Genomic DNA, 21367 nt, shown 5'->3' with positions numbered 1-21367 from the left:
TCAGGCTGCCATGGGTTGATTCAGGTGTGAGCGGGACATTCGCAAGCCCTGGGCCAGACTGTTTGCCAGTACCAGCGCCAGGTTGAGATCGGTAACAAAGGACTGGCTCACAAAGCGTCGGGTGTCGAGACACCAATGGTTGATGCAGTAGCCCTTGATGCGGCCTTTGGCCTGAAACGCCGCGCCCACAAAAATATACTGATTGCCTTCCAGCACGCCTTTTTGTTGCCAGTTACTGCGCTTGAGCAGGGTATGGCAATGGCTGGCGCGCACGCCGAAAAACGGGTGGTTGGCGCTGATGAAATGATCGGTGATGCTGTTATTCAGGGTCTGGACAGTGCTGAGTGTCATTGCGAATTCCGAATTAAAGTGAACAGATAAACGGTGCCGTTGGATTGCAGCGGCACATTCGGAATTCGACAGTGGATAAAGCGTCACGCATAAAAAAACCCTCTTCGCTGAGGGCTGACGTTGGGGACTGCTGAATGGACTCAGGCAATCGCACCCCTTAATTGCTCCGGTAGTACCGGAACCGCATCCCGCAATCTTGCGGGTACCACCTTGCCGGGCGGGCAGGTTGGCGTTGGCGTCAGCCACTCTCTTGATGTGGGGCGCACTTTACGGCCGGTGTTTTCCCACGTCAAGACCAAAATAACACAAAATTACGCTGAACAGGTGTGACCGGCACGCATATCGGCTACCGACCGGGTAATCAGTGATTCCAGCACCGCCAGGTCCACATCGGCCAGTTTGTTGATGTACAGGCAGGACACCGAGGTCTTGTGCTTGCCCAGCGTTGCCAGCAGATCACCGTAGCGAGAGAAGCCATTCATGAAATACAACGTCAGGTTTTGTTTGCGCGGGGAAAAACCGGTGACCATCCAGGGGTAGCTGGCCTTGCCTTTGCTGGGGGTGTAAAGGTACTGATCAAAGCCCACAATGGCCTCGCCCCACATCACGGCCTTGCAGCCGGTGATCCGCTCATACAGGGGTAGCAACTGCTCGCAGTCGGCCCGGCGGGTAGGGTGTTCAACGGCCGCGATAAACGCGTTTACGCTCGCCCGGGTGGGGCGGGTTTTGATTTCGCTCATGCCATCGTCTCCCTGCCTGCTACTGAAAACAGACCAAAAACCGTGTAAAAAGTTCCATCAGCCCAGCGCCAGAATGGCCTTTTCCGATTTCAGCGTGCGGGTCATCCAGGCGGCGAGCAGGCCGGTCAGTAGCAGTGTCAGCAGTGCGCCGGCAATGATAGCGACCGGTTCCATGGCCTGACCTTTGGCGATGGATTCAATCAGTTGGCTCTGGGTGGCTACCGGTACCCAATCCACCCAGTCGGGTTTGTGGGTCATGAACTGGATGGCGAACGGAATCGTCAGCGGCAGCATGATGGTGAGAGAGATATACGACTGTGCTTCCTTGAAGCTGCGCGCCTGGAATGCGCAGAACAACTGAAAGGCCGCAGCGAACAGCGCGAGCGGAATCATGGCCAGCATGATGGTTGCAATAGTCATGGGCGTGAGCGCAAAACCGATGCCGAGTTTGGTCAACGGCACAAAGCCCATCACCACCGAGGTCACGCACAAGGTGAGCAGGGCGCCAAAACTGCCCAGTAAGGATACCGCCGTGAGTTTGGCCAGCACCAATTGGGTGGTGGTGATGGGTTGGGTCAGAATCAATTCCAGCGCATTGCGTTCGCGCTCACCGGCAGAGGCATCAATCGCCAAACTGGTGCTGGAAACAAACACGCTCATCAACACAAATACACTCAGCATGCCCATGATCATGCCGCTTTTTTCCTGGGCACTGGCCTGATCCTGAACCTCCACTTTATAGGGCTGCAGCAGGTGCGGGTCGACGCCGCGCAACACCAGCCGGTAGGTGGCGAGTTCATTGGCGTAGTTTTGCAGTGCCGCTTTCACCCGGCTGTTGGCCGCCTGGCGGTTTTTGTCGGCCTGGTTGATGGTGAGAACCAGATCAACCGACTCGGCCCGATCCAGTTTTTCTTTGTAATCAGCCGGAATGGAAAGCCGGATGGGATCGGTCGCCCAGCGTTTCTCGGCCTCCGTCGGGGTATCGTTCAGCGGCAGAATGCCTTGCTCGGCCAGCTTTGCCACCAGTACCGGCGCGTGCGCGGCGCCGTCTATAGCAATGAACATGTCCGTGGCTTCTTCCTGATTGGTAATCGCCATATTGAGCGCGGCCGCCAATACTAAGGGGCCAAAAAATGCGTACAGCAGCGCGCCCATGAGTGCGCGCTTATCGCGCAGGGCTTCGCGTAACTCTTTGGTGAGCAGGGTCTGGAAAACCGGATTCATGCTGCAATTCCCTCGTCGGAGCCAATCAGCGCCACAAACGCATCTTCCAATTGGGCTTCGCCTGTTTGTTCGCACAGCTGCGCGGGCGTGCCTTCGGCAATGACTTTACCGCGCGCGACGACAATCACTTTGTCACACAGTGCTGCCACCTCTTGCATCACGTGGCTGGAAAACAGGATGCAATGACCAGCGTTTTTTAGCGCGCGTAATTGTTCGCGCAGGATGCGGGTACTCATCACATCCAGGCCGCGGGTGGGTTCATCCAGCACCAGATTTTTGGGTTGGTGCACCAGCGCCTGCGCCAACACCACTTTCATACGCTGGCCCTGGGAGAAGCCCTGGGTGCGGCGGTGGGCAATATCGTCCAGACCGAGCTGTTCAATAATGTGCCGGGTTGCGGCTTTACCCGCCGCACCGTTTAGGCCGTGCAGGCCGGCAAAATACTGGATTTGTTCAAAGCAGGTCAGGCGTTCGTACAGGCCGAATTTATCCGGGAATACGCCCAATTGGCGACGTGCATCCAGGGCTTTTTCTGCAACATTGATGTTATCTACCCAGGCGTTGCCGGTTTCACTTTTGAGCAACCCGTAGAGCACGCGCAGGGCCGTGGTTTTACCGGCGCCATTGGGCCCGAGGATGCCGGTGATCTGGCCGTCGGCGGCATCGAAACTCATGTTATCGAGCGCGCAGACCTGGCCGAAATGTTTGGTCAGTGATTCAACTTTCAGCATGCCGTGCCTCAGTGATTATTCTGGTTGAGCATGAAGTGAACGCCGGGCAGTTCTGCCAGGCAGTCGGCATTGTCGAGCGGCGCACCGGGCGCACGCAGAAATGCCTGGATCAATTTCGGGCCACAGCCTTTCAAGCCAACAATATGAGCGGCGTTGTCGGCCACCAGATGCTGGGCGTTGCTGAGGCTCGCCACGGTTTCTTCGCCCCAGGCTGGCGGTGTGACCGGGTCCAACCGGCCAGACAATGCCAGCACCGGCAGATCACTCGCCACCGGTTCGAAATGCGCGTCATCCAGGCGATACGCGGGCCAGTGTTCGCACATGCGTTGCCACATACTGAGCGACACATCGCCAAACGGCGTGCGGGTTTCCTCGGCCGCGGGTGCTTGCCGGCGGATGTCTTCATTGCACACAATATTGGTGGTCAGGCCGTGATACAGACCCTGGCCACCGGAGACGGCCGCCATCAACCCGGCCAGCGGTGCAAAATTATTGTCTGCCGCGGCGTCGATGGCCACGGGTAACAGCTGGCGCTGCTGCTGTGAATACAGAAAGTTAATCACCAAATGAAACAGTTTGGTCTGATCCAGACGCAGCCGCTGCGGTGCAAAGGTGGTCGGGTGGGTGACGGTCACATCGATGGGTGCCTCGCCTGCACGCGCCCAAAGTGCCCAGAAGTTGTCGCGCAGTTGCGGGTGCGTTGTGTTGCAGCCGGGGTTGGCTTCGCACTCGTCAAATAATAAGGTCAGGGCGCGGTGGCCGTGATTGGCAAACGGGCCCACGACGGTTTGCACTGGCGCCATGCTGTCCAGAATTACACTGCGGATTAACTGCGGGTGCGCGCGCATGAATACCAGCGCGGCGCGGGTGCCGTAGGAGCCGCCGTATACGTGCACCTTGTCATAGCCCAATGCCTGCACCATGGCGGCAAAGTCGTCGATGGCATTGGGGGTGTTGTAATGTTGCGGATCGCCGTCAAAGGCGTCGAGACACGCGCGCGTCATGGCCTCCAGATCGGCTTCGGCAAAGAGGTCCGCGTAGGGGTCTTCATCGTCGGTAACGCAATTGAAGCCGTTACTGTCGCCGGTGCCGCGCTGTTCCAGAAACACCAGATCGCGGTCTGCCAGCAGCGGACGCAAGGCCTGGGTTACCATGCCGCCCACTTCGATAGCGGACTGACCGGGACCGCCGGCCAGAAACACCAGAGGCTCGGCTTTGCTCGGCGTCAGAGCGGGTACGCGGGCGGCGTGCAGGTTAAAGGTTTTGCCATTGGGATTGGCGGGATCTTCAGGCCGGATCAGACTGAAGCATTCGGCTTTGTCGGGCAGGCCACGCAAATGGCAATCGGTTTTTTCCAGTGCGGACGCGGGTGCGCCAATACTGGTGAGACTGAGCGCGGCGAATGCCATGGCCAGCCAAGGGTTGGTTTTCCTTACCACCTGTTACTCCGGCTTGGGTTAAATCTGCCCGCATCATAACAATGCGGGCCTTGGCTGTCTGGGCATGACGCGCAGATTAAATCGGTTTTTCGTCAGCTGCCTGTATGCGCGCGACAGGCCGCTGCGGTGTAGACCACATCGGTGGAGGAGTTGAGTGCGGTTTCGGCCGAGTCCTGCAATACCGAAATCACAAAGCCCACGGCCACCACCTGCATGGCCACGTCGTCCGGGATGCCGAACAACCCACAGGCCAGCGGAATCAATAACAGTGACCCGCCAGCAACACCGGATGCGCCACAGGCGCTCACCGCCGCCACCACCGACAACAACAGGGCGGTGAACAGGTCCACCTGGATATTCAGGGTATGCACGGCTGCCAGGGTGAGCACGGTGATCGTGATCGCGGCACCGGCCATGTTGATGGTGGCGCCCAAGGGGATCGAGACCGCGTAGGTGTCCTCATCCAGACCCAGCTTCTCACACAGCGCCATATTGACCGGAATGTTGGCGGCCGATGAGCGGGTAAAGAAGGCGGTAATGCCGCTTTCCCGCAGGCAGGTGAATACCAGCGGGTAAGGGTTGGTGCGGGTTTTCCACCAGACAATCAACGGGTTAATGGCCAGTGCCATGATCAGCATGGCGCCCACCAGCACCGCCAGCACCTGGGCGTAACCGGCCAGCACACCCAGCCCGCCAGCGGCCAGGCTGCCGGCAACCAGGCCGAAAATACCCAGCGGCGCAGTGCGGATCACAATTCTTACCACAAAGGTGATGGCGTGGGACAAATCCACAAAGCCGGCCTTGGTGCTGTCGCTGGCGTGGCGAAGCCCCAGACCCAACGCCAGCCCCCACACCAGAATGCCGATAAAGTTACCGGTGAGCAGGGCGTTGATGGGATTGTCCACCAGCTTGAACAGCAGGTTATGTAATACCTCGCCAATGCCCTGTGGTGGCGTGAGATTCTGATCGGTTACCGTCAGCGCCAGCGTGCTGGGAAACATCAGGCTGAGTGCCACCGCAATAAAGGCGGCGCTCAGGGTGCCGATCACGTACAGGCTGATTACCGGGCGCATGGCGCTGCGGCCGGTCTGGCGCTGATTGGCGATGGCCGAGGCCACCAGCACAAACACCAATATAGGCGCTACCGCTTTCAGGGCCTGTACAAACAGGTCGCCGAGCAATGCGGCTTGTTCGGCACCGCGCTGGGAAATCAGCGCCAGGCCAATACCGGCCAGTATGCCAACGGCAATCTGGGCGATGAGGTTGGTATTTAAAATGCGGGTAAGCAGGGAAGGGACGGACATAGGGAATCACTTGTTATATTTGATGCGCTAAAAGTACCTATAGTCTCGTGGATAGGCAACCTGACCGGCTGGGGTGAATTGCCGCAAACGGGTGGTCTGATTGGGAAATCGTCTGTGAGCGATTTCGTCGGCAGCGAAATTAACAAGGAATAACTGCGTGCCAGCCGGTTGCGATGGAATTCTGCTTATCTGCACAGCAAGTCCGGGCCGGCGACAATCCAAGCCCAGTGGCGCTGATATTGCACAAAATAGGCTACAATCCCGCAGCGTTCATACCCCGGATTTTTTGATATACCGCTTATGGAAGAAATTCTCGAACAACTGCAAGCCGCGGCTCAATCCTCAGCCTGGGGATTGGAAAAGCCTGAGCACGAACACACGGTCGATGCTGAAGAGCAGATGCTATTGCCGTTTCCACGGGATTTTCGTGAATTCCTGTTGGAAACCGGTGACCTGCTGGTGGGGTCGCTGGAACCGGCGGTGGTGGCCGACCCTTCGGCGCACAACTACCTGCCGGAAATGGCGGCCAATGCCTGGGATCTGGGGGTACCACGCCATCTGATCCCCTTTTGTGCCAATCCGGATTCACCAAAAGCGTTTTATTGCGTCGACCCCGACGGCGAGATTCAGTTGTGGTGGGGGAGTCGTCAGGATAGCGAAAGCTGGGAAACCATTTGGTACTGGGCGCGCGATGTCTGGCTGCACTCCTGAGCGGTTGCCTGTTACCGTCTAATCGATACCACTGTGCCACTTGCTGCTTTTCCCGGGGCCTGAATCCGGCTGCCGAATCCGGTGACCCCGACATCCTATTAAGGTAACTTTTTCCAAGTTATGGCCGGTTGTTGCTACCGCTTTGACTTTAGTTTCTTTGTCGCTAACGGTGGCTAACATGCCGGTATTGTCCGTTAACAAGTCACTTCTTTTGCCGGTGTCTGCGCGCAGATCCTGAGCCCGTGTTGCCACCTTCTCGCCGTCCGGATGCCTCATTGTGCGCATCGTCTGCGCTTTTTAATCGTTGTAAATGCAAATCATTATCATTATCATTAGCATGCGACCACTTTTGACGGCCATAGCGGTCGTTCGCCGTTAACCGATGCCGTTCCGGCAGGGAGTAAGTATGCAACCGCATGTGCATGATTTTGTGGGGATTGGTCTCGGGCCATTCAATCTGGGACTGGCCTGTTTGTCGTCCACGCTGGAAGGATTGGATTGTGTATTTCTTGAGCGTAAAGCAGAGTTCAGCTGGCATCCGGGGCTGATGCTGGAGTCGGCCCATTTGCAAACGCCGTTCATGGCGGATCTGGTCACCATGGCGGACCCGACTCACCCGCTCAGCTTCCTGAACTACGCAAAACAACAGGGGCGTTTGTATTCGTTTTATATCCGGGAGAATTTTTTCCTGATGCGGCGCGAATTCAATCAGTATTGCCAGTGGGCTGCGCGTCAGCTCAGTAACCTGGCATTCAATCGCAATGTCACAGCGGTGGAGTACGATACAGAGCAGGCGTATTACCGGATCACGACAGTGAATCCACAAACCGCCGAAACCTGCGAGTATTTTGCCCGGCGTCTGGTACTGGGTACCGGCCCGGCGGCGAGCATGCCGGCCTGTTGCCCCAAGTCGCATCCGCGTGTGATGCACAGCCAGGATTACCTGTACAAAAAAAATGAGCTGCAAAAACAACGCAGTATTACCGTGGTGGGCAGTGGCCAGAGTGCCGCGGAAATTTACTACGACCTGCTGCAGGATATCGATGCCAAAGGTTACCAGCTGAACTGGATCACCCGGTCGCCACGGTTCTTCCCATTGGAATACACCAAGCTCACACTGGAAATGACCTCACCGGACTATGTGGATTACTTCTACAGTCTTGCACCGGAAACCCGCAATGCGCTGCTGAAACAGCAAAACGGTTTGTACAAGGGCATCAACAGTGAGCTGATCAACGCCATTTACGATTTGTTGTATGTAAAACGCCTGAATGGTCCTCTGGATTCGCGTATCACCACCAATGCCTCTCTGCAGGCCGTACGTGAGCAAGCGGGTGGTCTGACACTGACGTTTTTGCACGCGGAGCAGGAACAAGCGTTCGAGATTTATACCCAGTATGTGGTGATGGCCACGGGTTACCGGCACCGGTTGCCAGAATTTCTGCAAGGCATTCAACAGCGCATTAATTGGGAAGCACCGGGGCGACTGGCGGTTGACCGGCATTACAGTATCGATAAGGACAAAACCTTATTCGTACAAAATGCCGAATTGCACAGTCACGGGTTTGCCACGCCAGACCTCGGTATGGCCAGCTACCGCAACAGCTGCATACTGCGCGACATACTGGGTTACACGCCTTATCCCATTGAAGAGCGGATTGCATTCCAGACCTTTACCGCCCAGCAGAACGAAGCGGACTATGTGTACACCCGCTCGCTGCAGGAGGCGCGTGCCTGATGCGCCTGAAACATACGCTCATATTGTTGACCATGGTGTCGGTGGTGGCCGATACCCTGCTGCTGCCATTTTACCCGCAGTTTTTTGCTGAAGCGTTTGGCGAAACCAGCGCTGCGCATGTGGGGGCTTACATTGCCGCCTGCTGTTTTACGGTAATGACCGCCTTTCCTTTGTGGGCCCGTCTCGCGCGAAAAATAGACGAAGTACACCTGTGGATATACACCCAGATTGCCGCAGGTTGCCTTGGTCTTTACTGTGCGCAAACCCAATCGCTGCTGGGTTTCTGGATCGCGTCACAGCTAATGCTGGTGTTCAAAGCCAGCTACCTGCTGATCTATCCCTACGTGTTGCGCCTGGAAGAAAAAGACAACCACCTGAATGTGGCGGGGCTCTTTTCGGTCATGGTTCACTTTGGCGCCATTGGCGGCGCGCTGGTAGGTGGCAGTTTGCTCCAGTACTTTGCCGCGCAATCGGTCTACTACTTTATGGCGGCTTCCGATGCCGTGCAGGTGGCGCTGTGCATTGGTCTGGTGCTGACGCTGAAAACGCCGTTGCGCAAAACCGTGACGCCGGTGCAGGACGCCGCCGGTGGTGAATCTGGTTTTCTGTTTGGTTTGTCGCCCCTCGTATTGAAAATCTCGTTCGTCTCCGCGCTGTTCTATTTCAGCTCATTCATGGCCCGGCCCTACTTTTCCGTGTACTGGGAAGGCGTGAGCGGAGTCGAGCAAAAAATGCTCAGTGCCTTGGTCTACAGCATTCCGGCCTGGGTGGCATTGGCGTGTTTGTGGATGGGGCGCAACGCTAACGGCCCACAGAATCACGTGCAGAAAATTCAATGGGGCGCATTAGCTGCGATTGTGGGTCTGGTGTTGCAGGCCAGCGAGAGCATGGTGTTGATCGTGTTGGGTCGCTGCCTGTTTGGCTATGGCCTGTATCAGATCATGGTGCGGCTCGAAGTCATTTTGTTTGAAAAAAGTACACCCGACGACTACGCCGCGGACTTCAGCAAAGTGCATTTTTTTCAGAATGTAGGTGTGATCGGTGCAAGCTTCAGTGTGGGCTACATCGTCGATGCCTTGGGTGTGCTGCACACGTTTACGGCGTCGGTAGTGGGCTTTTGCCTGGCGCTGGTCTGCTTTTATCTTCTTTTCAAACCCAGGGTTGAGACAACGTCGGCCTCAGGCAATAACGCAACAATGACATTAAGTGGTGTGTCCAATGACTGATACCTTTACCTTTTCAGCCTCTGGCATTGGCGAAATCCGGTTTGAACTGTTGGACCCGGCGCGCGATGCTGAACAAGTGCACGCCTGGGTGAGCCAACCTTACGCTCGCTATTGGGGGATGCAGGATCAGACGCCGAGCGACGTACAAGCCAGCTACCAACGATTGCAGGACAAGACCGGCTTCGATGTGTTTCTGGGCCTGATTGATGGCGAGCCAGGGTTCCTGATGGAGCGCTACGACCCGGCGACTGATCCCATTGCCGAAAGCTACGACGTACTCACCGGCGATGTAGGTATGCACCTGTTGATTGCCCCGGCGGATGCACCGATAAAAGGTTTTTCGACAGCGGTGATGCAGTCCATCATGGCGTTTCTGTTTGACGATCCGGCGGTGCAACGGGTGGTGGTGGAGCCCGATTACCGCAACCATAAAGTGCATGCGCTCAACCGGCGCGTGGGCTTTTTTCATACTCATACGATAATGATCGGTGAGAAAAAAGCCCTGTTTGGCAGTTGCACCCGGGCCCAGTTTGCGGCCGCTCTGGCGACAGAAGCGCGCCGGCAGGCGGCGCACAATCTGCCGCACAAGGCGCTGGATTATGCGGCCGGACCGGGTGCCATGTTGGACAATCCGGCGCAGGCAGCCGAAGCCATTACCCCGGCCATCTGGTCACGGGTTAACCGGCACCTGGTGCGCAAGGCCATTGCCGAATTGGCGCATGAGCGCATTCTTGAACCGATCGCGCTGCGAGCCGAAGCGCAGACTTACCAATTGCTGGTGGATACTGTGGGCGTGGAATATACCTTCAAAGCCCGGCGCCTCGCGCTCGATCATTGGTTGGTGGATGCCGATTCCATCGAGCGGCGCGTGGACGGCGAGCCGGTCGCGTTGGATGCCATCGCCTTTATTATCGACGTGCGCTCCAGACTGGGTATCGCGAAAGAACGGTTTCCCATTTATCTGGAAGAAATCACCAGCACCCTGTGCAGTGCAGCCTATAAACAGTTCAAACCGCACTTAAGCGCGCCGGCCTTGGCCACCGCTGACTTCCAGACTATTGAAACCGAAATGACCGAGGGCCATCCGTGCTTTATTGCCAATAATGGCCGGATCGGATTTGACGCAGGCGACTATCGGGCCTTTGCACCGGAAGCGGGTGCGCCTGTCACACTGCTTTGGTTGGCTGCGCATAAATCCCGCGCACACTTCGCCGCCGTGCCGGATCTCGATGCTGACCAGCTGTTCGCGCAGGAATTGGACTTCACCTTGCGTGAACGCTTCCGCACGCAATTGATTGAGCAGGGGTTGCAGCCCGAAGACTTTTGGCTGATGCCGGTGCATCCCTGGCAGTGGTTTAACAAGTTGGCCAGTGTGTACGCGCCGGAAATTGCAGCCCGCAAGCTGGTGATGCTGGGCTACGGCGATGACTGTTACACCGCCCAACAATCTATCCGAACATTTTTCAATTGCAGTCAGCCTCATAAACGCTATGTGAAAACCGCCTTGTCGATTCTCAACATGGGCTTTATGCGCGGGCTGTCGGCCTATTACATGCGCGCTACACCGGCAATCAATCAATGGCTGCGGGATTTGCTGGATCAGGATGATTACCTGCAATGCATTGGCTTTGATATGTTGCGGGAAGTGGCCTCTGTCGGCTATGAAATTCCTTATTACGACCGCGCCCTGGTGGGCGATAATCCCTATCGCCGGATGTTGGCGGCATTGTGGCGGGAAAACCCTTATGAACGGCTTGAATCCGGCCAGCGCCTGATGACCATGGCCGCGCTCCTGCATGTGGATGAAAACAATGAAGCGCTGTTGCCGGCATTGATTCAGGCGTCGGGCTTATCGGTACAGGCTTGGATCAGTCGCTACCTGCAGGCGTATCTCACACCCTTGTTGCATTGCTTTTATCGCTACAAATTGGTGTTCATGCCGCACGGTGAAAACCTGATACTGATTCTGGAAAACCATGTGCCGGTGGGTGTGTTCATGAAAGACATCGGTGAGGAAATCTGTCTGCAGAACACCGATGCCGATTTGCCCGAGGATGTGGCGCGCATCGCGATCGAATTACCGCCGCACATGGAGTTGCTGGGTATTTTTACCGACGTGTTCGATTGCTATTTCCGTTTCCTTACCGCCGTGCTGGAAGAACATACGGACTTTACCGAACATCAATTCTGGGCGGCGGTGGCCGATTGTGTTTATGCCTATCAGGATCAGTTCCCGGACAACGCGGACCGCTACCGTGAATTTGATCTGTTTGCGCCGGATTTCTCTCACTCCTGCCTGAATCGCTTGCAGCTGAAAAATAACCTGCAAATGGTCAATCTGGAAAATCCGGCCGAGAGCCTGACCTTTTCCGGCCGGTTGGAAAACCCGATTGCGCGATTCCGTCGATCTGCAACGGTGATGAAACCGGCGCTGGAATGCGAGGCCGTTTAACGTGAATGCCTGCCTGCCCTTTGCCGGTTGCTGTGCCGAGCCCATTGCGGCTGCGGCACAACGCCTGCAACCCGCATTGCAATTGCAGCGAACCGGGCAGGGGTTCCGGCTGGGGCAGTCAGACACACCGTCTTTGCTGGCTGGATTGCTCGCTCGCTGTGAGCAGCAATACCCGCAAGCGCGGCCGGACTATTGGCCCACACGGGTCTGGCGCCAGTTGATCTGGCAGCCGGTGTATCTTTCTGTTGTCGCCGTGCACGGATTCTCAGCCCTGGCCCCCATGCAGGGGTTGCTGCAGGGCATGAGCCTGTCGGGTGTATCCGGTTATCGCTGGCAACGATCACCGGTACAGGTGGGGGATGAGCGACTGGCGTTATCGCTGACAGCAAATGGTCTGTCGGCGTTTCAGGATGAATTGTTAGTGCAGCTGCAGACACTCGTGCGGGCCAGTGCGGCGAATTGTCGCGGGTTGGTGGCCGACACACTGTTTTTTGCCCTGCAGGCATTGGCGCCGCAATTGCATCAGGATGATCACTGGATTGCCGCGCAAGGCCAACGTTGGTGTATTGCTATGCAGCTGGTGGATCGCAAGGCCAGGCCGCTCAGTCAGTGGTGCGTGCGCTCCGGACAACTGGTGCGCCGTTCCTGCTGTAAATCATTTCTCGTGGGTGAACAGGTGTATTGCGAATCCTGCCCACTGTCAAAAAACTGAGGAGTTAGCGTGAACGCGCAAATACAAAACAGGCCCCCGCGGGCCGATGCGGTGGATATGGGGCGCGGCCTGGCCGTGCAATTGATGGTGTGCGTGCATACCTTGTGGATGTACGCCACCCAAGTCGTGCAGTCCGATGCCTGGCTGGGCCATGTGGTGCACTTTGTCGGCAAGGGCAGTGCAGCTTTTCTCATCTGCATGGGCGTTTCCTTGGTGTTGTCACGCAAATTATCCGGCACGGCGTTATTGTTGCGCGGCCTGGCGATTCTGTTGCTGGGCTTTGGGTTAAATGCCATGAAGTTCGTGGTACCCATCTGGCTGGGAATACTGCCGGACAGTTTTATCGCGGCCTACGGTTGGCAGTCACCACTCTCGGTCGATCAGTACAGCTACCTGTTGCTCACCGGTGACATACTCCAACTTGCCGGCTGCTCCCTGGTGGTGTTGGCGCTGCTCGCGCCCTGGTTGCAAAACAAGTGGCTGATGTTGGCGATTGGTTTATTGGTTGTGGCGTGCGCAAAAGGTTTAGCCGGTGCACAGGTGGGTGTTGCGGGCGTGGATTACCTGTTGCGACTGCTGTTCTCCGACAGCTGGCAGGTCTATTTTCCGGTGTTCCCCTGGATCAGCTTTATTTTCTTCGGCCTGTTTCTGGGTCTGGTATTCCGGCAGGCGGCATTTGACTACCGCGCGGTACTGCAGCGCTTACCCTGGGTCGGTTTGCCATTGATCGCCGTGGGCGGTGCCTTGTGCTATTGGAATTTTGCTTATCACTTCGGCGATTTTTTCCATTTGGGCCCGGGGGGTGCACTCTACCTGCTGGGCATTAATCTGATGCTGTTGTGGCTCATCAATGCATGGGAGATGCGGGCGGGATTGGGTCGCTTGATGGCACTGTTGCGTTATTGCAGCCAGCGGGTGACCAGTCTGTACGTGATCCAGTGGACACTGGTTTGCTGGGGAATGGGCGTCGTGGGTTTCCAGACGCTCAGCAGTGCACAAACGCTGATTGCGATGCCCGTGGTGTTAGCGCTGACCTTGTTAATGCAGTTGGGTGTCGACAAGGTCCGTGCGCTGTGGGCGGATGTAAGGTTTTCCGGTAAAGCGACAGTGCAGACGGTCAGTTAGCGGTCCGTCTGTGCTAAGACGACAATGTCAGGCCAATGCGAGATTGATACCGGCCTGGGCGTGCAGTGCGGTGGTGTCGTACAGCGGCACCGGCGTATGCGATTGCTGCACCAGTAGCGCGATTTCCGTACAGCCTAAAATCACTGCCTGTGCGCCACGTTGCGCCAATCGCTCTATGATCTCCAGGTAGCGCTGGCGCGAATCGGATTTGATGTCGCCAAGGCACAATTCCTGATAAATGATGTCGTGCACGGTTTGCTGCGCCGTTGCATCCGGCACCACCACCTCGATCCCGAATCGGTCGCGCAACCGGCCGGTGTAGAAATCTTCTGCCATGGTAAAACGGGTGCCCAACAGACCCACACGGGTGATGTTATCGGCCCGCAGTTGGGCAGCCGTGGCATCGGCGATATGCAGCAGGGGAATGTCGATAGCGGATTTAATATCTGGCGCAACTTTATGCATGGTGTTGGTGCAGATCATTAAAAAATCCGCACCAGCGGTTTCCACGGCGCGTGCCGCCTGAATAAGTATCTCTGCAGTGCCCCGCCAGTCGCCCGCGTGTTGCATGCGTTCAATGTCGGCAAAGTCCACGCTGTTGAGAATGATCTTGGCTGAATGCAAACCACCCAGCCGGGCTTTGATGCCCAGATTCAGTGCATGGTAATAGCTGACGGTAGATTCCCAGCTCATGCCGCCAATAAGGCCGATGGTTTTCATGGTTGTTCCCTGATGCTCTTGCAGCGGAATGTGAGCAGCGCATACCCCGTTTCCGGAATTCATTCGCACCTGCCTGTTAACACTAATTGTCTAAGGCCAATTTAACGCCCAACCCCACAAATAACCAACCGGTCAATTGATTGAACCAGCGCAGAATGCCGGGCTTTTTTTGCAGTTTACCGTGAATGGCAGAGGCGCCGAGGCAATGCCCACTGCGCGCCCTTGCGCCAGACTAGGGCCGAGAATTTAGATCGTATCCGGGCCCGGAATCAGGTTCAGCATAATGCACCTGTCTGAATCGTTGGGTCGCGGTTAAATGGTGGAATGCACTTCGTTTATTCCACCCTACGCAGTATCGTCTGTAGGGTGGAATAAGCAAAGCGCATTCCACCTTTTAATCCGGCAGTGCAATCCGATATCCCGATATTACCTCTGTCTTCGGGCACAACACCCAATGCCCCATATCACTCCGCCAATTTCCGGTCAAAAAACTCGGTCATCTGGTTGAATAAAAGAATGCGCATTTCTTTACCGCGGATGCCGTGCTTTTATTTCACCCTACGGAGTATCGTCTGTAGGGTGGAATAAGCGAAGTGCATTCCACCTTTTAATCCGGCAGGGCAATCCGATATCCCGATGTTACCTCTACCTTCGGGTGTAACACCCGACGCCCGGATTTACTCCGCTAATTTCCGATCGAAAAATTCGGTCATTTGGTTGAACAAATGAATCCGTGTTTCTTTGCCGCGGATGCCGTGTTTTTTACCCGGGTAATTGGATTGTTCGAACGGTTTCATTTTATTCTGCAATGCCGCATAGACTTTGGTGGCATTCAGGAACAGGACATTGTCATCGGCCATGCCGTGAATGATCAGCAAGCCGTCTTTGTAGCCGTCCAGGTAGGGGAACACATTACTGGCGTCATAGCCATCGGCATTGGTGGCCGGGTGCGACAGGTAGCGTTCGGTGTAGTGGGTATCGTACAGGCGCCAGTCGGTCACAGGTGCAACAGAAACGCCCACTTTAAACACGTCCGGCGCTTTGAACAGGGCCATGATGGTCATGTAGCCACCATAACTCCAGCCGAAAATGCCAATGCGGTCAGGGTCTACGTAATTCAGGCTTTTCAGGAATTCCACGCCTTTTAATTGATCGCGCAATTCAATGTCACCCAGGTGTTTGTGCAGGGGTGTTTCAAATTTCAGGCCCCGGTTACCCGAGCCACGATTGTCGAGTTTGAACACCACATAACCTTTTTGTGCCATCACCTGATGCCAGTAGCTGTTGCGACCTTCCCAGCTGTTGGCCACGCGCTGGGCATGGGGGCCACCGTACACATCAATGATCACCGGGTAGCGTTTGCCCGATTTCATATTTGCCGGTTTGATCAGCTGGAAGTACATGACCTGGCCGTCTTCGGCGGCAATGCTGCCAAATTCCGGTGCAATATGATCCTTCAGGTAAGGCGCATAGGGATGGCTTTTATCCAGCGCATTTTGTTCCAGCCAGGTAATGCGTTCACCCGAGATGGTGTGAAAACTGGTTTGGGTGGGTTGGCTGGCCGAGCTGAAGTTGTCCAGATAACTGGTGGCCGAGCGCGACAGGGTAATGGCGTGATTACCCGCGCGTTGGGTGATTTTTTTCACCACCGGGGTATCACCAAACAGGGTGGCGCTGAACAGATGGGTTTCCAGCGGGTTGTCGTAATTGGCAGTGAAATACACCAGGCCTTCGGCTTCGTTGATGCCTACCAGATCTTTGACCACGCCATTGCCTTGGGTAATCTGGCGCACGGCCTTGCCATCGGTGCTGTACAGATAAAGCTGTAACGTATCGCCGCGCTCCGCGCCCCAGATAAAGTGCTTGTTATCTTTCAGGAAGCGGGTGTGGTCGTTGAGGTTAATCCAGGCCGCATGGGTTTCTGTGAGCAGGGTGCTGGATTTGCCGTTGCGCACATTGGCTTTCAGTGCGTTCAATTCAGATTGGGCGCGATTCTGGCGTTGAATCAGCAGGTGCTCGTTGTCGGCAAACCAATTGATGCGGCCAATGTAAATGTCGGTCTCGGACCCGATGTCTATCCAACGGGCCTTGGCTTTGCCTTTGAGGCTGATAACACCCACCCGGTTGAGCACATTGTTGGTGCCGGTGCGGGGGTAGCGCTGGTCGTAGACTTTGAAGGAATCGCCGTCGATTTCATAGCGCTGTTCAACGCCAACCGGTGATTCATCCACGCGAATGAACGCAATCTGCGCGCTATCGGGCGACCACCAGTAGCCGGTGCTGCGGCCCATTTCTTCCTGGGCAATGAATTCCGCCATGCCATTTTTGATCAGACCGCCACCGTCGCGGGTGAGCTGCTGTTCGCGGCCACTGGCAATATCCACCACGTACAAATTCTGATCGCGGATAAATGCCACTTTCTTGCCGTCGGGTGAAATTTGCGGGTCGGTTTCAAAGGCGTCGGTGGCCGTGAGCTGCCGGGCCTTTTTATTGGCCAGCTCATAGAAAAACAAATCACCACTCAAGGGGAACAGAAGCCCTTCACCGGTTTTGGCCCACTGGTAATCCACAATGCCGGTGTTGGTGATGCGTGCGCGCTCGCGGCGGGCAATCTCTTCGTCCGACAGGGCTTTTTCCGGCACCAGCGCACGGGAATCCACCAACAGTGCGTGTTTGCCCGTGGCCTGATCAAAGGCCCACAAATCCAGTTGCAGGTAGTCGTCCTGTTTGGCCTTCAGGTATGTGACCAACTGACCATCGGGTGACAGATCCAGGCCCTGCATGGTGGGGCCGGACAATGACGGGTCGGCGTAGATGCGTTCGATGGAGAGTTTATCGTCGGCCTGGGCTAGCAGGCTGGAGGTTGCCAGCAGCAACCCGGCAAAAAAAGAGCGGGTCATGGTGTGGTTCTTTGTTATGAGTGAATCCCTATATGACGGGAATTCCGGGGGATTCCTCAGGAATTTTGACCCTCTTGTGATACTTCCGTGAGGATTGGTGCGCGCCACTTTGGGATGCTGGCCACTCAATAACCAATGAAGGGAGCTCCCATGAACACGTTTCTCACCCGCGTCTTGCCTTTGGCGGCATTGATGAGCGCACCGGCGTTTGCCGCCGACTACACCATAGAAGTACAAAACCTGACCCGCGGCACCTACTTCACGCCCTTGCTAGTGGCGGCCCATCCGGAGTCGGCCAGCTTGTTCTCGGTGGGGGCGGCGGCCAGTACCGAATTGCAGACCATGGCCGAAGGTGGCGATATCAGTGGTCTTGAGGCCATTGTCAGCTCGGTATCGGGGCAGATCGTTGCCAACCCTGCGGGTGGTTTGTTAGCACCCGGCGCGGTCACCTCGGCGATGATCAACAACGATGCCACGCCGGCCAATACCCGCTTGTCCATTGTGGCCATGCTGTTGCCCACCAATGACGGCTTTGTGGGCCTGAACAGTCTGATGTTGCCGACCGAAGCCGGCACCTACACCTATACCCTGAATGCCTATGACGCCGGCACCGAAGCCAATGATGAAATCCGGGGTTCGGGTGCGCCGGGCATGGCCGGTATGCCGGTACCACCGCCATTGGAATCGCTGGTGGGTATGAACGGCACCGGCCGGACCGGCAGTGCTGAAGGCTTTGTGCACATACACCCGGGTGTATTGGGCGATGCGGATGCCGCGGGCGGTGTCAGTGATATCGACGCTACCCAGAGCCGCTGGCTGAACCCGGTGGCGCGCATCACCCTAACCGTACAGTGAGGTGGGCTATGAAACGGCAACTTATTTACCGCATCGCCACACTGACCGCGCTCACCTTCGGGCTGGCAGCCTGTGGCAACAGTGATGATGATCCAACCCCACCAGCACCACAATTGGCCGAGCGGGGCTACAGCATTGAGGTCACCAATATGACCGCCGGCCAACCTTTCTCGCCGCTGGTGGTGGCGGCGCACACCAACGCAACCCGGCTCTTTACTGTCGGTGCCGCTGCTTCGGTACCGCTTGAGCAAGTCGCCGAAGCGGGCGATAACGCACCGTTACTGGCGACGCTGGCAGATGACAGCAATGTGTTTGCGCAAGCCGGTGGCGCTGGCATTCTGATGCCGGGCGCAAGTGAGACGCTGATGCTGGATCTGGAACTGATGGAGGCGCAATTGGTGGATATCCGCATCAGCGGTCTGACCATGCTGGTGAATACCAACGATGCCATTACCGCCGCGCAGAATGTGGATGTAACAAATCTGGCGGTCAATGACTCTATAACGCTGACGGCGGTAGTGTACGACGCCGGCACCGAAGCCAATACGGAAACGGCGGATACGATACCGGGTCCGGCAGCGGCTGGTGGCGCACAGGAGGGCTTTAATGCCGTCCGCGATGATGTGCGTGATCAGGTGCATGCGCACGCCGGCGTGGTGACAGCCGATGATGGTCTCGGCAATTCGGTATTAGGGGCCGCCCACCGGTTTGATAACCCGGCCATGCGGGTGGTGATTACGCGGACGCAATAAGAAATGTCTGTTGCTTTTTCTCTTTTGGAATACTGATCTCGATGCAGGAAAGTGGGAGACAGGGCGGGTAGTTAGGGGTGTCGCTGGCATGGATGCCAGCGTCAAGCTACAGGGACGTATTCACGCGTCCCCTAACTGCCCGCCCTGTCTCCCGCTCGGTCCAGCTTAAGGAAGCGTTTATAGATATGCCCGACAAGCGATTTTTAATCATCGAAGATGAACCCGACCTCGCCAATCTCGTGGCGCTGCACCTGCATGAATTGTCCGGGGAGTGCGTGATTTGTCACGATGGCGAGTCCGGTTTGCGGGAAGCGCTGAGCGGCAAATACCAGGTGGTATTGCTGGATTTGCGTTTACCGGGCAAAGACGGGTTGGATGTGTGTCGCGAATTGCGTGCGCAGGGTGTGCAGACGCCGGTATTGATGCTCACCAGCCGCGCCACCGAATTGGATCGGGTATTGGGGCTTGAGTTAGGCGCCGATGATTATCTCACCAAACCCTTCAGTAATCTCGAACTGGTTGCCCGCGTGAAGGCGCTATTGCGTCGCGCGCAGATGGGGCAGACGCCGGTGGCACCCAAAGAATTGTTGCAGGTGGGCGATGTGCAAGTAAATGGCCGCGATCGCACGGTGGCCGTGTGTGGCCGGGCCATTGAATGCACCGCCAAGGAATTTGATTTGCTGCAGCATTTTGCGCGCTTTCCCGGCAAGGTGTTCCGGCGCATGGATTTATTGCAGGACGTGTGGGGTTACGGGCACGAAGGTTACGAACACACGGTCAACAGCCACATCAATCGGCTGCGCGCAAAAATAGAACCCGATCCCGCATCACCGAAATACATTCTTACCGTCTGGGGCGTGGGTTACAAATTTGATGCGGGGATCGAGGCATGACATTCTGGCGGCAATGGAGTCTGCGCGCGCGCTTGAGTCTGAGTTTTGTGGTGTTGTTTTTTCTGATCGGCGTGAGTTATGTGTCGCTGATATTGTGGAGTAGCGATCGCTACTATCAGGAAATTACCCAGAACCTGAACCGGAGTCTGGCCATGTACATCGTGGACCGGGCGCCGTTAATTGAAGACGGCGTGGTCAACGAAACCACCATGCAGGAACTGGCCGAGCTGGTGATGGTGGTCAATCCGATTGTGGAAGTGTATTTGTTGGACCCGGCGGGAAACATTCTGTCGCAGGGTGTGCCGGCCGATGCGGTCAAAGTCCCGCAACTGCCACTGGCACCCATCGTGGAATGGCTGGCCGCGCCGGAACAGGGGCCGGTATTTGGTGCAGATCCCCGGCATCCCGGCCAGCAAAAAGTGTTTTCCGCGTTTCCTGTGGGGAATGCCGACAATCCTGAAGGTTTTCTCTATGTGGTATTGGGCGGCGAACGTTTCAGTACCTTGAGTGACACCCTGCAAAGCAGTTTCAGCTTGCAATTGGCCGCGGGCGCCATTGCCGCAGTGTTGGTATTTGGCGCCACCGTGGGCTTTTTCCTGTTCAGCAGCTTAACCCGCCCACTCAGGAAACTGCGTGCGGAAATGCAGGCGTTTGCAACCGGTCATCAACTGGGCTTGCCTGATCACGACCCACGAGGCAACGATGAAATTGCGGCACTCAGTCATTACTTCAGCCAGTTGCAGGCGCGCATTGAAGCGCAGATGAAAAGCCTGGAAGAAACCGATCAGCTCCGACGCGAACTCATTTCCAATGTCTCCCATGATCTACGCACCCCACTGGCCTCCATGCAGGGGTATCTGGAACTGTTGAAAATTCGTGGCGAGCAATTGCCCGCTGAGGAACGCAGTAATTACGTGGATATTGCCTTCCGTCACTGCCAGCGTCTGGGCCGGTTGGTGAGCGAGTTATTTGAACTCAGCAAACTGGATGCCGGCCGCACTCAGCCGGTACTGGAACTGTTTTCCATGGCCGAACTATTGCAGGATGTGGCGCAGAAGTTTGAACTGAAAGCACAGGAAAAACATATTGCATTGAGCTTGCCAGCGATGGCCGGCGCCTATGTGGTGCGCGGTGATATTGGCCTGATGGAGCGGGTGTTGGAAAATCTGTTGGAGAACGCGTTGCGCTACACGCCCGCCGGTGGGCGCGTGCAATTGGGTTTGCAACAGGTGCGCGGACAGGTGAGTGTAAATGTGGCAGATACGGGGATAGGGGTTTCGCAAACCGAGATTCCGCATTTATTTGACCGTTACTATCGCGCCGCCAAACCCGAAGGCGTACAACAGGAAGGTACCGGGCTTGGACTTGCCATTGTCAAACGCATACTGGAATTGCATGGCAGTATGATTCAGGTCAAGTCCACACCCGGTGTGGGCAGCGACTTTGCGTTTGCATTGCCGGCTGCCTGATGTTTTTCAGAAATTAGAAACTCCT

18 protein-coding genes and 1 riboswitch are annotated in these 21367 nt (G+C 56.3%); of the genes, 10 read left to right on the top strand and 8 right to left on the bottom strand.

Annotated elements, in window-relative coordinates:
• The 6 genes from M5M_RS06435 to sstT all read right to left on the bottom strand — a co-directional run bounded on the left by M5M_RS06435 (nucleotide 1) and on the right by sstT (nucleotide 5789).
• Nucleotides 1–351, bottom strand: a complete 351-nt coding sequence (locus tag M5M_RS06435; protein ID WP_015046667.1) for a hypothetical protein — start codon at nucleotides 349–351, stop codon at nucleotides 1–3.
• A 147-nt stretch (nucleotides 352–498) separates the two neighbouring features.
• Nucleotides 499–613, bottom strand: a riboswitch (SAM-I-IV-variant riboswitch).
• A gap of 49 nt (nucleotides 614–662) precedes the next feature.
• Nucleotides 663–1091, bottom strand: a complete 429-nt coding sequence (locus M5M_RS06430) for a DUF1801 domain-containing protein (protein WP_015046666.1) — start codon at nucleotides 1089–1091, stop codon at nucleotides 663–665.
• A gap of 57 nt (nucleotides 1092–1148) precedes the next feature.
• Nucleotides 1149–2315, bottom strand: a complete 1167-nt coding sequence (locus M5M_RS06425; protein ID WP_015046665.1) for an ABC transporter permease — start codon at nucleotides 2313–2315, stop codon at nucleotides 1149–1151.
• Nucleotides 2312–3046 carry an ABC transporter ATP-binding protein gene (locus M5M_RS06420; RefSeq protein ID WP_015046664.1) on the bottom strand — a complete coding sequence of 245 codons (735 nt, stop codon included), beginning with the start codon at nucleotides 3044–3046 and terminating at the stop codon, nucleotides 2312–2314. The genes M5M_RS06425 and M5M_RS06420 overlap by 4 nt, the downstream gene beginning before the upstream one ends.
• Nucleotides 3047–3054: 8 nt before the next feature.
• Complete coding sequence (locus tag M5M_RS06415; RefSeq protein ID WP_042454954.1) at nucleotides 3055–4485, bottom strand: alpha/beta hydrolase; 1431 nt, start codon at nucleotides 4483–4485, stop codon at nucleotides 3055–3057.
• A gap of 92 nt (nucleotides 4486–4577) precedes the next feature.
• Complete coding sequence (gene sstT / locus M5M_RS06410) at nucleotides 4578–5789, bottom strand: serine/threonine transporter SstT (protein ID WP_015046662.1); 1212 nt, start codon at nucleotides 5787–5789, stop codon at nucleotides 4578–4580.
• A gap of 300 nt (nucleotides 5790–6089) precedes the next feature.
• On the opposite strand from sstT, the gene M5M_RS06405 reads away from it, so the two are divergent.
• The 6 genes from M5M_RS06405 (at nucleotide 6090) to M5M_RS06375 (ending at nucleotide 13753) form a co-directional block, all read left to right on the top strand.
• Entirely contained in the window at nucleotides 6090–6500 is a 411-nt protein-coding gene (locus M5M_RS06405) for an SMI1/KNR4 family protein (RefSeq protein WP_015046661.1), read from the top strand.
• A gap of 406 nt (nucleotides 6501–6906) precedes the next feature.
• Nucleotides 6907–8238, top strand: a complete 1332-nt coding sequence (locus M5M_RS06395) for a lysine N(6)-hydroxylase/L-ornithine N(5)-oxygenase family protein (RefSeq protein ID WP_015046659.1) — start codon at nucleotides 6907–6909, stop codon at nucleotides 8236–8238.
• The gene (locus M5M_RS06390; RefSeq protein ID WP_015046658.1) at nucleotides 8238–9464 is read left to right on the top strand and encodes an MFS transporter; all 1227 of its coding nucleotides are present in this window, start codon (nucleotides 8238–8240) and stop codon (nucleotides 9462–9464) included. The genes M5M_RS06395 and M5M_RS06390 overlap by 1 nt, the downstream gene beginning before the upstream one ends.
• A complete protein-coding gene (locus tag M5M_RS06385) occupies nucleotides 9457–11916 on the top strand; it encodes a GNAT family N-acetyltransferase (RefSeq protein ID WP_016389269.1) in 2460 nt (819 codons plus the stop codon). The genes M5M_RS06390 and M5M_RS06385 overlap by 8 nt, the downstream gene beginning before the upstream one ends.
• Before the next feature lies 1 nt (nucleotide 11917).
• The gene (locus tag M5M_RS06380) at nucleotides 11918–12628 is read left to right on the top strand and encodes a hypothetical protein (RefSeq protein ID WP_015046655.1); all 711 of its coding nucleotides are present in this window, start codon (nucleotides 11918–11920) and stop codon (nucleotides 12626–12628) included.
• 9 nt (nucleotides 12629–12637) lie between these two features.
• Entirely contained in the window at nucleotides 12638–13753 is a 1116-nt protein-coding gene (locus tag M5M_RS06375) for a heparan-alpha-glucosaminide N-acetyltransferase domain-containing protein (RefSeq protein ID WP_015046654.1), read from the top strand.
• A 27-nt stretch (nucleotides 13754–13780) separates the two neighbouring features.
• Here M5M_RS06375 and M5M_RS06370 read toward each other — a convergent pair whose 3' ends face one another.
• Both M5M_RS06370 and M5M_RS06365 read right to left on the bottom strand, forming a co-directional pair.
• The gene (locus M5M_RS06370) at nucleotides 13781–14473 is read right to left on the bottom strand and encodes an aspartate/glutamate racemase family protein (protein ID WP_015046653.1); all 693 of its coding nucleotides are present in this window, start codon (nucleotides 14471–14473) and stop codon (nucleotides 13781–13783) included.
• A 677-nt stretch (nucleotides 14474–15150) separates the two neighbouring features.
• Nucleotides 15151–17373: a S9 family peptidase gene (locus tag M5M_RS06365; RefSeq protein ID WP_015046652.1), complete on the bottom strand. Its 2223-nt coding sequence runs from the start codon at nucleotides 17371–17373 to the stop codon at nucleotides 15151–15153.
• A gap of 150 nt (nucleotides 17374–17523) precedes the next feature.
• On the opposite strand from M5M_RS06365, the gene M5M_RS06360 reads away from it, so the two are divergent.
• From M5M_RS06360 to M5M_RS06345, 4 genes are all read left to right on the top strand, one after another.
• Complete coding sequence (locus M5M_RS06360) at nucleotides 17524–18228, top strand: spondin domain-containing protein (protein ID WP_015046651.1); 705 nt, start codon at nucleotides 17524–17526, stop codon at nucleotides 18226–18228.
• 8 nt (nucleotides 18229–18236) lie between these two features.
• Nucleotides 18237–18980 carry a spondin domain-containing protein gene (locus M5M_RS06355; RefSeq protein WP_016389268.1) on the top strand — a complete coding sequence of 248 codons (744 nt, stop codon included), beginning with the start codon at nucleotides 18237–18239 and terminating at the stop codon, nucleotides 18978–18980.
• 185 nt (nucleotides 18981–19165) lie between these two features.
• Nucleotides 19166–19873 carry a response regulator transcription factor gene (locus M5M_RS06350; protein WP_015046649.1) on the top strand — a complete coding sequence of 236 codons (708 nt, stop codon included), beginning with the start codon at nucleotides 19166–19168 and terminating at the stop codon, nucleotides 19871–19873.
• Nucleotides 19870–21342: a sensor histidine kinase gene (locus M5M_RS06345; RefSeq protein WP_015046648.1), complete on the top strand. Its 1473-nt coding sequence runs from the start codon at nucleotides 19870–19872 to the stop codon at nucleotides 21340–21342. Before M5M_RS06350 ends, M5M_RS06345 begins: the two co-directional genes overlap by 4 nt.
• Nucleotides 21343–21367 lie beyond the last annotated feature (25 nt).

It is taken from the genome of Simiduia agarivorans SA1 = DSM 21679 (assembly GCF_000305785.2).
GTDB lineage: Bacteria > Pseudomonadota > Gammaproteobacteria > Pseudomonadales > Cellvibrionaceae > Simiduia > Simiduia agarivorans.
Note: the sequence above shows the minus strand (reverse complement) of the source record. Positions and strands in the feature narration are given on the sequence as shown.

Bases quoted from the DNA above. Each gene is read 5' to 3' on its own strand.
- M5M_RS06405 (WP_015046661.1), top strand. From the start codon at position 6,090: ATGGAAGAAATTCTCGAACAACTGCAAGCCGCGGCTCAATCCTCAGCC.
- sstT (WP_015046662.1), bottom strand. From the start codon at position 5,789: ATGTCCGTCCCTTCCCTGCTTACCCGCATTTTAAATACCAACCTCATC.
- M5M_RS06365 (WP_015046652.1), bottom strand. From the start codon at position 17,373: ATGACCCGCTCTTTTTTTGCCGGGTTGCTGCTGGCAACCTCCAGCCTG.
- M5M_RS06435 (WP_015046667.1), bottom strand. From the start codon at position 351: ATGACACTCAGCACTGTCCAGACCCTGAATAACAGCATCACCGATCAT.
- M5M_RS06425 (WP_015046665.1), bottom strand. From the start codon at position 2,315: ATGAATCCGGTTTTCCAGACCCTGCTCACCAAAGAGTTACGCGAAGCC.
- M5M_RS06395 (WP_015046659.1), top strand. From the start codon at position 6,907: ATGCAACCGCATGTGCATGATTTTGTGGGGATTGGTCTCGGGCCATTC.
- M5M_RS06385 (WP_016389269.1), top strand. From the start codon at position 9,457: ATGACTGATACCTTTACCTTTTCAGCCTCTGGCATTGGCGAAATCCGG.
- M5M_RS06390 (WP_015046658.1), top strand. From the start codon at position 8,238: ATGCGCCTGAAACATACGCTCATATTGTTGACCATGGTGTCGGTGGTG.
- M5M_RS06370 (WP_015046653.1), bottom strand. From the start codon at position 14,473: ATGAAAACCATCGGCCTTATTGGCGGCATGAGCTGGGAATCTACCGTC.
- M5M_RS06420 (WP_015046664.1), bottom strand. From the start codon at position 3,046: ATGCTGAAAGTTGAATCACTGACCAAACATTTCGGCCAGGTCTGCGCG.
- M5M_RS06350 (WP_015046649.1), top strand. From the start codon at position 19,166: ATGCCCGACAAGCGATTTTTAATCATCGAAGATGAACCCGACCTCGCC.
- M5M_RS06355 (WP_016389268.1), top strand. From the start codon at position 18,237: ATGAAACGGCAACTTATTTACCGCATCGCCACACTGACCGCGCTCACC.
- M5M_RS06430 (WP_015046666.1), bottom strand. From the start codon at position 1,091: ATGAGCGAAATCAAAACCCGCCCCACCCGGGCGAGCGTAAACGCGTTT.
- M5M_RS06345 (WP_015046648.1), top strand. From the start codon at position 19,870: ATGACATTCTGGCGGCAATGGAGTCTGCGCGCGCGCTTGAGTCTGAGT.
- M5M_RS06360 (WP_015046651.1), top strand. From the start codon at position 17,524: ATGAACACGTTTCTCACCCGCGTCTTGCCTTTGGCGGCATTGATGAGC.